Source organism: Flavobacterium sp. DW-iso2 (assembly GCF_058725285.1).
In genome coordinates this window covers 101,871-114,873 of the sequence record NZ_JBZXDY010000005.1, presented here as the reverse complement: position 1 = coordinate 114,873, position 13,003 = coordinate 101,871, and the positions used below count along the sequence as shown (strand labels likewise).

The following is a 13,003-nucleotide window of genomic DNA, read 5'->3' as shown; positions in this document are numbered from 1 at the left end:
CAAGCAAGTTAAGTATATATTCCCTATCGATATTTGCCACATAATAATTAATTAAATTTACAAATATTAAAAAATGAAAAAAACTAAAGCAAATCTAATATTGATAATTACCCTTTTATCATTTGTTATTAGCCATTCTCAAAGTAATATAAAAGGGAAGGTCTTAGGTGAAAATAATATCCCCTTACCATCGGTATCAATCGCTGTAAAAGGAAGTACTATTAGCACTTTAACAGATCTTGATGGTAACTTCAAAATTGAACTTCCAGCGAACAAATCAATTCTGTTGATTTCGTACATAGGATATAAATTAGTAGAATTAGATACCAACACGACCTCTAATTTGGTAATTGTTTTGAAACCAGATTCACAATCATTAAATGAAGTAGTTATTACTGCTTTAGGAATTAAAAAAGAGAAAAAAAGATTAGGATACTCAGTTCAAGAAGTTAAAGGTGATCTTACTAAAGCAAGAGATCCAAATGTTCTAAATTCGTTATCTGGAAAAGTCTCAGGACTGGTTGTTGCTTCTTCAGCAGAATTTTTTACTGCTCCAAATTTATACTTAAGAGGGAAAAAACCTTTAATAGTTGTTGATGGAGTTCCATTAGGTACAGATTCTTGGAATATCAGCCCAGACGACATAGAAAGTATTAACGTATTAAAGGGCGCTAATGCTGCTGCATTGTATGGATCTGACGGTGGAAATGGAGCAGTACAAATTACTACGAAAAGAGGAACTAAAGATAAACGAGGTTTCGTCGTAGAGTTAAACCAAAACAGCATTTTGCAAGGAGGTTTTAATGCAGTTCCAAAAACACAAAATAATTATGGGCCAGGTTCTTATGGAAATTATGCTTTTTTGGACGGAAAAGGTGGAGGAATTAATGATGCAGATTATGATCAATGGGGACCAAAATTTGATGGACAGTTAATTACTCAATATGACAGCCCTTTAGATGCAAACGGAAAACTAATCCCAACACCATGGCTAGCACGAGGAGCAAATAACTTAAATAATTTTCTTGAAACTGGAATTTTAGAAACAACTAATCTAGCTGTAGCATCCCAATTTGACAAAGGAAACGTTCGCTTCTCGATGTCACACACATATCAAAAAGGAATTAATCCAAATACTAAACTTAACATATATAACTTCAACTTAAGTAGTAAATATAACTTTAGCGAAAAAACTTCTATAGATGCAAGCGCTAATTTTAGTTTACAAACTTCACCAAATAATCCAAATGTAAATTACGGACCAAATAGTTACATATACAACATGCTTATCTGGGGTGGTGCAGATTATGATGTTAGGGATCTTAGAAATTACTGGCAAGATGGCAAAGAAGGTTTGCAGCAAAAGAATTTTGAATATACACGTTACAACAACCCTTATTTTATGGCTTATGAATGGTTGAGAGGAAAACAAACAAATGATTTCAGAGGACAAATAAACTTAAACCACAAATTCAATACTAATTTAAATGCTACCATAAGAACAAATATAGCTCTTGAAAACGAATTTGAAAATGAAAAATTTCCTTATTCAATGTCTACGTATGGGCGAGAAAAAGCACAAGGTGATTATAAGGAATCGTACTATAATAATATTAAGAGCTATACTGATTTCATGTTGAATTACAATAATACATTTGGTGATTTCGGTTTAAACGCTACATTAGGTTCAAATATAAACATAGAAAAATATAGAAACTTATTTGCTACCACAGATTATTTAATCGTTCCTGGATTATATACATTAAGTAATACACAAACACCGGTTCAACCGACAAACTACAATAGCCATTATGAAACTTATGGCTACTATGCCTCTGCTGATTTCTCTTACAAGTCTTTCTTATTTTTGGGCGCAACAGGACGTATTGATAAAGATTCTAGATTGCCAGAAAAAAACAATTCTTTTTTCTACCCATCGGTTTCATTGAGTGCTGTATTGAGTGAAGTAGTAAATATACCTATAGTAGATTATTTAAAAGTACGAGCATCTTATGCCAAAGTAGGAAGTTCTTTAGCTATTTATAGTAATTTAAACACCTATAAATTAAACAGTCCGTTTACTATAAATGGTACAACTTATAATCCTGCCTATGTCAATTCGGTTTTGTCAAATCAAGATTTGCAGCCAGCTTTCAACTCCTCTACTGAATTTGGTATAGAAACTAAATTGTTGAAAAATAAATTGGGTTTTGATATTACCTATTATGAAAATAAAAATGGTCCTCAAATATTTGACTTACAATATTCTGCAGCTTCAGGGTATGATGGTAAAAAACAAAATGGTATTACTACTAAAACAAAAGGTTGGGAAATAGCATTAACAACATCTCCTATAAAAAATGAAAGTTTTAGTTGGAATATTGGTCTGAACTGGTCTGCATATAAAGAATACTTACAAGAAGTGTACGGCGACATAACCAATAATGGAAGGATAAAAGTTGGCGAAAGAGTAGACGCTTATTATATCACAGATTTCATGAGAACTAACGAAGGTCAATTAATTGTTGGAAATGATGGTAAGCCATTGCAAAATGCGTATCAAACAAGAGTTGGTTATGCAGCACCAGATTGGTCTGCAGGAATTGCAAACAATCTACGATACAAAAACTTCTCTCTTGATTTTTCACTTGATGGTCGTTATGGGGGAAAAATTGAAAATTATGTAGCACTTAAAATGTGGCAAAGTGGTAGACAAATTGGTACAGACACTCCCGAAAGAGCCTTTGACGTTCAGGGTATAAAATCATATGTAACCGATGGAGTAATAATTACTGGAGGTCTATTAACTACTGATGGTGAAGGAAATGTACTATCAGATACTAGAACTTTTGCTCCCAATACAACAAAAATGTATTATCAAGATTTTTCAAAGTCGTATCATGGACAAACAGCTGCAAACATTATTGACAAAACGTTCTTTAAATTAAGAGAAGTAACTCTTACCTATAACTTACCATCAAAAAAGCTAAAAAATACTTTTATTAATAGTGCATCTGTCTCGCTATTAGGTAGAAATTTAATCTATTTTGCCAAGCACAAAGACATTGATTTAGACCAGTTTAACAGTGAAAAAGGATCTCCATTACAAACACCAACAGTAAAAAGTTACGGTTTAAACGTAAACCTTAAATTCTAAATAAATTAAAAATGAAAAATTATAATAGTACAAAGTATTTAACAATTTTAGCTGTTATGCTACTAGTGTTTTCCTGCACACCGTTTAGCGACTTAACAGATGATCCAAACAAAGCCACTAGCGTCCCTCCTTCGATGTTATTATCAGAAGTTTTAAATGTTGTTAACAATATTAGTGACGATGGGCCTTGGCGTGAAACGCAGCGTGACAATCAATTCTGGGTAATCTCTTTTGATTATTATGGCGATCAAGATTATAACTGGGGTACAGCAAATTTTAGATACAATACCTTATCCACAGTAATTGCAATGGAAAAAGAAGCTAAAGGACTCGATAATCAAGAAAAGTATGAAGCTCTTGCTAAATTTTTTAAAGCGTATTTCTATGATTATATGTCTAAAAGACTTGGAAACATTCCTCTAACCGAGGCTTTACAAGCGTCATCTGAAATTGCAATTACCAAGCCAAAATATGATGATCAAAAATCAGTTTACATCGAAGTCTTAGATTTATTGGAAGCCGCTAACGACCAGATAACTAAAGCAAAGACACAGGTAGGAACTTCAGTAATTTCTGGCGATTTCTTCTTCAATGGAGATCTAGATAAATGGCAAAAAACAATTAATGCTTATCATTTGAGAGTTTTAATTTCTTTGAGCAAGAAAAATGCAGACTTAAATATTGCAAGTAAAGTAAATGCAATCATTTCTAATCCTTCAAAATACCCATTGTTAAGTGGTATATCAGATAATATGATGCGTACATTCTCTGACGAGCAGGGGAACCGTTATGAATTAAATCCAACAAGCTATGGTTTCAGTAGAAATAGGAATATTATTGGCGCAACCTATTTAGATTTACTTAAAGCTAATAATGATCCCCGCATTTACGTTGTTGCAGATCCTGCACCGTTTTTTTTCAAGGCTAATGATCCTTTAAACTTAAATGCTTATGTAGGTGCTAAAACTGGTGATGAACAAGGACAAATGCAAGTAGATTCTGATGCGGGAAAATACAGTTACCCAAGTGAAAAAAGATATTATTCGACATTTAAAGGCGAGCCCTATATACAGATTGGTTATTCAGAGCAGGAATTTAATATTGCCGAAGCTATTAATAGAGGCTGGACGACTGGCAATGCAGAAACACACTATGAAAATGGGATCAAGGGATCTATGCAATTCTATGACATAGAACAAGCAGATATTGATTCCTTTCTAACAAATTCTAATGTGGTTTATAAAGGAAACAATACCAATGGACTGAATCAAATTCTAACTCAAAAATACGTTGCCTTTTTTGATAATTCTGGAATAGAAGCATATTGTAATTTTAGAAGGACAGGTATTCCTTCGTTTGATATTGGTCCAGCCAATAAAAACGGAGGCAAGATACCTTTACGTTGGAAATATCCTGTAAGTGAATTCGAAAACAATACAACAAATGTAAATGCAGCATTGGGTTCTCAATACAGCGGTTCTGACGATATTAATGCCACAATGTGGATAATCAAATAGGTATTAATATGGAAATAAAAAAAAGTATATTCATCACCATAGGGATTTATTCCCTGTGGTTTTGTTTTCCAATACAGAGTCAAAAATTAGACCCTGTTAAACACGTAGTAGTTATCGGATTTGATGGTTTAAGTCCTGACGGTCTGGCTAATACAAAAACACCAGAATTTGATAAAATAATTTCCGAAGGTACTTCAACCATGCATGCTAGAGCAGTTTTACCTTCAAGTTCAAGCACTAATTGGGCTACCATGATTACAGGTGCTGGGCCTGAACAGCATGGGATTACTTCTAATAGTTGGGAAAAAAATAATTTTGTATTACCCGCAGTGGTACAAAGTGATGATTTTTTGTTTCCTACTATTTTTAATTTGGTTAACACCAAAATAAAAAATGCAGAAATTGGGGCAATTTACCATTGGGATGGATTTGGGAGACTTTTTGAAAAAAGTGCTGTTGATTATGATATAAATCCAAAATCAGAAGATGAAACAGCTCAAGTTGCTAGTGCTTACATAATATCAAAACAACCAACATTTACTTTCATACACTTTGATCACGTTGATCATGCCGGTCATGAATTTGGTCATGGTACTCCCGAGTATTACATAGCTGTTGAAAAAGCCGATGCCTTATTGGCTGAAGTGATGCAAGCTATTACTTCGTCTCCAATGGCTAATGAAACGCTAGTAATAGTATCTTCAGATCACGGTGGAATCGGCAAAGGTCATGGTGGCGAAACTTTGCAAGAAGTAGAAATTCCATTTATTATTTGGGGAAAGTCGGTAAAGAAAGGGTACACTATAAAATACCCAGTTTATCAATATGACAACGCAGCAACAGTAGCTTTTGCTTTGGGTTTGCAGTTACCAATGGCTGGTATTGGAAAACCAATAAAAAATGCGTTTGTAGGTTTTAATCAATCAGATGATTATCCTATTATTAAAAGGCTGCTAGAACCGGTAATTGTACCAAAAGCAACAATGATTAAAAAAGCGGGTGGTCTGTTTAAAGATAATGCTGAAGTGCTGATTGAAAACCCGAATAATCAAGGAAGCATAAAATACACCTTAGATGGTTCCATGCCTTCTCGCTCATCGAATAGTTACATTAAACCATTTCAAGTTTTGAAAAACACAGTAGTTAAAAGTGCTGTTTTCGAAAATGATAAAATTGTGAGCACGGTTACTGAGGCATTTTTTAGAGTGTATCCCACACATTTAAAACCACCAGTTTCTTATGAGGTATTTTATTTGTCGAATTTAACTAGCATTCCTTTTTTGGATCAACTGTCTCCTGATGCTAAAGGAACTTGCTTCGAAATTACATCAGATGAAGTAAAAGAAGCTATCAAGGATAATACTGTTGTAAAGTTTACAACTGAAATGGTTATCGAGAAGGAAGATACTTACGTATTTTTCACTCGCTCTGACGATGGAAGCATTCTTAAAATCAATAACGAAATTATTGTAAACAATGATGGAGACCATGGTGTTGTAGAAAAATCGGGTAAGATAAGGTTGAAGCCAGGAATTTATCCATTAGAGGTCACATGGTTTAATGGCGGTGGCTCAGGATGGCTTGATGTTTATTACAAAACAGCTTCAATGCCTAAACAAATTATTCCAACAACCCTTTTTAAAGGCTAAAAAGAGGGTAAAGAAACATATTAGCATATAAATTATGATTTTAGGAGAGAACAAGAAAACAGAAGGGGACATCAATATTTCTTTGATTAGGGATGCTTGGATAGCAAATGAAATTGATGATAAGACGAAAATTCTTTTAGACAAAGATGCTCGCTATTTTTTACATCAATCATTATCAACACCTTGCTTAGATGTTTTGAAAAGTTGTAGTGGTGCTTATATCGAAAATATTTCTGGTAAGAAATATTTAGATTTCCATGGAAATAATGTACATCAAATAGGCTATGGTAATCCTATTTTGATTGAAAATATTATCAAACAATTACAAACTTTACCATTTTCTCCAAGACGTTTTACCAATGAACCGGCAATTAATTTTGCTGAAAAACTAGCTAGTCTTATGCCTTCTAATCTCAATCGAATTCTGCTAACTCCTAACGGTAGCGCTGCGGTGGGAATTGCATTAAAACTAGCCAGAGCAATAACAGGAAAATTCAAGGTAGTCTCATTTTGGGATTCTTTTCATGGGGCTTCATTAGATGCGATCAGTGTTGGCGGGGAATCTGCTTTTAGGGACTATATGGGCCCTTTGACGCCCGGTGTTGAGCGTATTCCACCACCAGTAACGTATAGAGGTATCTTCGAAGATAACGAAAACAAATGTCTAGAATACTTAGAATATGTTTTTTCGAAAGAAAATGATATTGGTGCTTTTATTGCCGAAACGATTCGAAATACAGACGTCCAGATTCCTTCGAAGCATTTTTGGCAAGAAGCCCGAAAGCTCTGCGATAAATATGAAGTCCTATTGATTTTAGATGAAATTCCTATTGCCTTGGGTCGAACAGCTAAGATGTTTGCCTTTGAACATTATGACATCGAACCTGATATTTTGTGTATTGGTAAAGGTTTAGGTGGTGGGGTTATTCCACAAGCGGCCATTATCACTAGAGACAAGTACAATCGATTTCAGGATATTTCCTTAGGGCATTATACGCATGAAAAAAGTCCGTTAGGAGCTATTGCTGGTTTAACTACAATAGCTATAATTGAAAATGACAACCTCTTGCAAAAGGTAAAGAAAGATGAAGTGTATTTAAAATCAGCATTTGAAGTATTAAAATTAAAACATGCTTTAATTGGAGATGTTAGAGGTATTGGTTTGTTGTGGGGCATAGAATTAGTGACTAATAAATTCACCAAAGAAAAAGCCAATACTGAAGCTGAAAAGATAATGTACGAATGTTTAAAACGAGGGTTAAGTTTTAAGATATCTGCTGGAAATGTATTGCAATTGTCACCTACATTAACAATTACTCGGGAAGAGTTAGATCTTGCATTGACTATCTTAGACGATAGTCTAACTAATATTGAAAATATTTAGCTTACACTTTATAAAATAATAAAACAACACAAATGATAAAGAAAATTATTTCATGCTTCTTCCTGCTCTTAATTGCTGCTTGCAGTACCAAAAGTAAAGTTATTGGTACCATATGGCTGGCTTCAGCTCCAGCTGGAATAGAGCTCACACAAATTAATAAACAGGGTAAAACAATAATTCCTAACGGACGGTTTGTTACTCCACTCGGCAAAAGTATAGTAACAGCTCCTCATCCATACGGACTAACGATAAGTCCCGATAATACTATCGCCGTTACAGCTAATTCGGGGACTAATCCGATTTCGATTTCAATCATTCGAAACTTATTATCCAATCATCCTGAAGTGCAGCAGGTCCCTCCTACTTCAGCTACAGACAAAGGAGTTCTTGCTTCTGTGTTTATGGGGTTAGCCATTTCTCCTGATAATAAAACAGTGTATGTAGCTGGGGGGCAAGAAAATAAAATTTATCTTTTTGATTTGGCAAATGGTGCAGCCAAAGGTTTTATTGATTGTACTTCCAAATCTGAAATTCATGATTATACAGATGGTTACATTGGTGATTTAAAACTCTCCAAAGATGGGAAAACCATTTATGCAGTGGACCAAATTGGTTTTAGAATGATCATTGCAGATACGGATTCTAAAACCTTAACACAATCAGTACCTGTAGGACGCTATCCGTTTGGAATTTGCCTATCGCCTGATGAAAAAAAGGCTTATGTTGCTAATGTCGGGATGTTTCAATATTCGTACATAAAAGACAGTGAAAAAGAAGAAGCTAAAATCACGCCAATTAGTTATCCGGCGACCGCTTATGGCTCTAAAGAAATGGTCGAGGGAATTCAAAATGATACAATAAAAATTAATGGTTTAGGCGCACTGAATGCTATTGAGGCTTTTTCCGTTTTTGCCATTAATTTAGAGGATAAAAACAATGCAAAAGTAGTTGCTAAAATTAAAACAGGTCATTTAGTAGGCGCCATGATAGAAGGAATTCCAGCTGTTGGTGGGTCAAGCCCAAATTCTATTGTTGCCACAAATGATTATGTATTTGTGAGTAACGGTACCAATGACAACATCTCGGTAATTTCCATCAAGAAAGATACTATTATTAACACCATTGCGTTAAAACCAGATTACAGAGTTAAACAATTTAGAGGAGTTATCCCTTTTGGCTTGGCAATAAGCCCAGATCAAAAACGATTGTATGTCGCAGAATCAGGAATCAACGCCATTGGCGTAATCAATATAAAAGATCAGAAAGTGGTAGGACATATTCCTGCGGGATGGTTTCCCTCTAAAATCGAAGTGACCAAAGATGGGAAGCACTTAATTATTGCTAATGCAAAAGGATACGGAAGCGGTCCAAACGGAGGTCGTTCTTTTCAAGTAGGCTCAGAAGGAAGTTATATTGGTTCGTTAATGAAAGGAACCGTCCAAGTTGCAGCTATTCCTTCTGATGACCGACTAGAAGAAATTACGCAGCAAGTTATTTCAAACAACTTTAAATTTACAAAGGCAACCGATACTATTTATAACAGCAGAAAAGACAATCCTATTCCGCTGTATCCAGGTGAAAAAGAGAGTCCGATTAAACATATCGTTTTTATTTCTAAAGAGAATAGAACCTATGACGAGATTTTTGGACAAATAAAAAAAGGGAATGGCGATGCATCACTTGCTAGATATGGTGAAAATGCTGACTTTGTAAATAGAGAAAAAACAGATTCATTAGCTGCTATTACTGTTATGCCAAATCACCTAGCTCTAGCAAGACAGTTTGGTTTAGCCGATAATTTCTATGTAGATTCTGATGTCTCTGCTGATGGACATCGTTGGTTAGTAAACACCTACCCAAATGAATGGTGTGAAACGGCTACAGCAGCTAGTTATGGGGGCAATAGAGATTTTAAATCAGAATCAAAAGCGCCAGGAATTTTTGCAATGAACGGAGCAGCAGGAGCCATTTATCCTGAAGATTATAATGAAGCGGGATCAATGTGGGATCATTTGGAACGTAACGCGATACGTTTTTACAACTTTGGTTTTAGTATCATGTTTGAACCAGCACTATACGAAGCCAATTTCAAGTATACAGGTATCAAACAATTTGTGAACTACCCTATGCCACAACCTTTGTTTACAAGAACTTCTAAAACGTATCCTACCTACAATACGTCTATTCCAGATCAATTTAGAATAGATCAGTTTGAGAAAGAGTTTGATGAAAAGTGGGTTAAAGGCAAAGAGCTTATGCCAGAGCTAATTACAGTAATTATACCCAACGATCACGGTGCCGGAGATAATCCAAAGTCAGGATATCCTTTCAAAGAAAGCTATATGGCTGACAATGATTTGGCTTTAGGCAGAATTGTAGAATACTTATCAAGAACGCCCTATTGGAAAGACATGCTAATCGTAGTTACAGAAGATGATGCTCAAAACGGAGTTGATCATATTGATGCGCATCGCAGTGTCCTACTGTTAATTTCCCCTTGGGTAAAAAGAGAGTATGCAAGTCACCTTCATTACAGTTTTGGAAGTATATTTAAAACATTTTGGAATGTTTTAGCTACGCCCTATCTCAATCAATATGATGCTGGCGCTACTGATTTATCTGATTTTTTCACTAGTACACCTAATTATAAACCGTACAACGCCGTAGAAGTTGACCCAAGAGTTTTCAACCCTCAAAAAGCACTGGATCCATTTGATGAAAATTTTGATTGGAAATCATTAAAAGAATCACCAGAGATGGACAACGAAGCTGATATGTTACGTGAAAGCAAAGAACAAGACGAATACCGATTAGAAAATCGCGAAAAGAAAAACATTCAGAAGAAAAACAGTAAAAATGAGTAAAAGTAAGTCCAATATATTTTTTATTCTAAATGCTTCCGTAGCATCGTTTGGGGCCTATTTTTGCATGTATGCTTTTAGAAAGCCATTTACTGTAGCCTCTTTTGAGGGGTTGGAAGTGTTTCATATCGACTATAAAATCCTCTTGATTATTGCTCAAGTAATCGGATATGTTTTATCTAAGTTTATTGGCATTAAGGTAATATCTGAACTTAAGACGAACCAGCGCGTATACTATCTATTGGGTTTGATAGGTATTGCAGAAATTGCATTGGTACTTTTCGCAATAGTTCCGAAGCCCTACAATATCTTCTTTATGTTTATGAATGGCTTGCCATTAGGAATGATTTGGGGGATAATTTTTTCATATTTAGAAGGAAGGCGATTTACTGAAATTTTAGGTGTAGCTTTGAGTACAAGTTTTATAGTATCGAGCGGCGTGGTAAAATCTGCAGGCTACTTTGTGATGCATACTTGGGGATTTTCAGCGTTTTGGATGCCAGCTATTACCGGTTTGTTGTTTGTGATTCCGTTGTTGTTTTTTACTTGGATGTTGGAGCGCATTCCAAAACCGAGTCAAGAAGATATCGAATTGAGAACCGAGCGTATTCCGATGACAGCAACAAGTCGGAAAAAAGTGTTGCTCAAATTTTTATTTCCTATAACATTATGGGTATTATTTTATACTTTTTTAACTGCATTCAGGGATTTTAGAGATAACTTTTCTCGCGAATTATGGGACAGTCTCGGTTTTAAAGAAGATCCTTCAGTCTATACTTCCTCAGAAACCTTGGTTGCTATTGTTGTATTGCTAGTTTTAGCAACTGCCTTTTATTTTAAAGATAATATGAAAGCCCTTATTTTTTATCAAATTTTACTTTTAATAGGCTCTTTTTCAATAGGAATTTCTACCTTATTATTCCAGTTTGGAAACATTAGTCCTTTTATTTGGATGGTTATCTCTGGATTTGGTCTATACATCTGTTATGTCCCGTTTAATTGCCTTTTTTTCGATCGCTTTGTGGGTGCTTTCAAAATTAAAGGGAATGCAGGGTTTCTAATTTATATTGCAGACGCTTTTGGATATTTTGGTAGTGTATTGGCTCTGTTATATAAAAATTTTGGTCAAAGCAGTCTGTCTTGGTTAGCCTTTTTTGTCAAAGGAGCGTATTTAGTCGCTGGCATCGGAGTACTTGTAACCTCCTTTTCGATTCTATATCTGAATAAAAAACACAAGAAAAATAAGAAACAAAATATAAATTATCAATTAGTTTTAAATGAGAACACACTATGATTTAATAGTAATAGGCGGGGGAGTTTTAGGAACTTTTCATGCGTATCATGCACTAAAAAAAGGACTTAAAGTTGCTATATTAGAGAAAGACAAAATGGCAAAAGGAGCTACTATTCAAAATTTTGGACAAGTAGTTCCCTCTGGTATGGACTCTAAATGGCAAAGGTATGGAAGAGAAAGTTTAGCGATTTATAAAAAAATTCAAAATCAATTCGACATTTCGGTTAGACAGAACGGTTCGGTTTATTTAGCCTCAAATGAAGAAGAGCTTCAGTTGATTGAAGAATTAGCTCAAATTAATAAATCTAATAATTATGAATCGCATTTACTTAGCAAACAACAATGTTTAGATAAATATCCAGGAGTACGGGGTGATTATGTACAGGCAGGATTGTTTTTTCCAGAGGAAGTTACCATAGAACCTAAAACCATGATATACAAATTACAAGAGTATATGATTCAGCATATGGGATTGGAATTTTCAACTAATGTCTGTGTTGTACAATGCGAAAATGTTAATGATGGCGTATTTATTAGAAGTACTTCTAATGAAGAATTTTTTGCCACAAAAGTAATTATTTGTAATGGAAGTGAGTTCAAAGTCTTATTTCCTCATTTATATAATAATAGTGATTTAGAAATTTCTAAATTACAAATGATGCAAACTAAGCCACAGAAAAATTATACTCTGAACGGTTCTGTGTTATCAGGTTTATCTATAAGACGTTACGAGTCTTTTTATGAATGTCCTTCATTTAAGACCATTAAATCAAAAGAAGAAAAAAACACCTTAGAAAAAAAATGGAGTGTACATATTTTATTTAAACAAGCTACAGATGGATCTATTATTTTGGGAGATTCCCATCAATATGCTGATGCCCAAAACACAGATGATTTAGGTGCTAATTTAGATATGGATATCGATAACTTCATGATTCAAGAAGCAAAAAAAATCATTAATTTGCCCAATTACGAAATTCAAAACCGATGGTTTGGGATCTATTCACAATGCAAAACTAAAGATATTTTTGAGCATACCATTGGCAAAAACATTCATATCATCACTGGAATTGGTGGAAAAGGAATGACGGGAAGCGCAGGATTTTCTAAAGAAAATATTAGTAAAATTTTTAATAAATAA

General features: G+C 34.5%; 7 protein-coding genes. All 7 read left to right on the top strand.

The annotated features are described in order from the left end of the window. The first annotated feature begins 73 nt into the window (after positions 1 to 73). Genes AC4PRO_RS05305 through AC4PRO_RS05275 form a run of 7 tightly spaced genes read left to right on the top strand, consistent with a single transcriptional unit; the run spans position 74 to position 13,003 of the window. Positions 74 to 3,157: a SusC/RagA family TonB-linked outer membrane protein gene (locus AC4PRO_RS05305; RefSeq protein WP_074722308.1), complete on the top strand. Its 3,084-nt coding sequence runs from the start codon at positions 74 to 76 to the stop codon at positions 3,155 to 3,157. An 11-nt stretch (positions 3,158 to 3,168) separates the two neighbouring features. Beyond that, on the top strand, positions 3,169 to 4,674 hold the full coding sequence (locus tag AC4PRO_RS05300) for a SusD/RagB family nutrient-binding outer membrane lipoprotein (RefSeq protein WP_492116580.1): 1,506 nt from the start codon (positions 3,169 to 3,171) through the stop codon (positions 4,672 to 4,674). A gap of 8 nt (positions 4,675 to 4,682) precedes the next feature. Then, a complete protein-coding gene (locus AC4PRO_RS05295; RefSeq protein WP_492116579.1) occupies positions 4,683 to 6,323 on the top strand; it encodes an alkaline phosphatase family protein in 1,641 nt (546 codons plus the stop codon). 34 nt (positions 6,324 to 6,357) lie between these two features. Beyond that, positions 6,358 to 7,707 carry a (R)-1-hydroxy-2-aminoethylphosphonate ammonia-lyase gene (gene pbfA, locus AC4PRO_RS05290; protein ID WP_492116578.1) on the top strand — a complete coding sequence of 450 codons (1,350 nt, stop codon included), beginning with the start codon at positions 6,358 to 6,360 and terminating at the stop codon, positions 7,705 to 7,707. A gap of 32 nt (positions 7,708 to 7,739) precedes the next feature. Then, complete coding sequence (locus AC4PRO_RS05285) at positions 7,740 to 10,571, top strand: bifunctional YncE family protein/alkaline phosphatase family protein (RefSeq protein ID WP_492116577.1); 2,832 nt, start codon at positions 7,740 to 7,742, stop codon at positions 10,569 to 10,571. Next, positions 10,564 to 11,862, top strand: a complete 1,299-nt coding sequence (locus tag AC4PRO_RS05280; protein WP_492116576.1) for a DUF5690 family protein — start codon at positions 10,564 to 10,566, stop codon at positions 11,860 to 11,862. The genes AC4PRO_RS05285 and AC4PRO_RS05280 overlap by 8 nt, the downstream gene beginning before the upstream one ends. Next, positions 11,846 to 13,003 carry a TIGR03364 family FAD-dependent oxidoreductase gene (locus tag AC4PRO_RS05275; RefSeq protein WP_492116575.1) on the top strand — a complete coding sequence of 386 codons (1,158 nt, stop codon included), beginning with the start codon at positions 11,846 to 11,848 and terminating at the stop codon, positions 13,001 to 13,003. Before AC4PRO_RS05280 ends, AC4PRO_RS05275 begins: the two co-directional genes overlap by 17 nt.

Excerpts from the sequence above, each read along its gene's own strand:
- pbfA (WP_492116578.1), top strand. The coding sequence starts at position 6,358 with ATGATTTTAGGAGAGAACAAGAAAACAGAAGGGGACATCAATATTTCT.
- AC4PRO_RS05275 (WP_492116575.1), top strand. The coding sequence starts at position 11,846 with ATGAGAACACACTATGATTTAATAGTAATAGGCGGGGGAGTTTTAGGA.
- AC4PRO_RS05295 (WP_492116579.1), top strand. The coding sequence starts at position 4,683 with ATGGAAATAAAAAAAAGTATATTCATCACCATAGGGATTTATTCCCTG.
- AC4PRO_RS05285 (WP_492116577.1), top strand. The coding sequence starts at position 7,740 with ATGATAAAGAAAATTATTTCATGCTTCTTCCTGCTCTTAATTGCTGCT.
- AC4PRO_RS05300 (WP_492116580.1), top strand. The coding sequence starts at position 3,169 with ATGAAAAATTATAATAGTACAAAGTATTTAACAATTTTAGCTGTTATG.
- AC4PRO_RS05280 (WP_492116576.1), top strand. The coding sequence starts at position 10,564 with ATGAGTAAAAGTAAGTCCAATATATTTTTTATTCTAAATGCTTCCGTA.
- AC4PRO_RS05305 (WP_074722308.1), top strand. The coding sequence starts at position 74 with ATGAAAAAAACTAAAGCAAATCTAATATTGATAATTACCCTTTTATCA.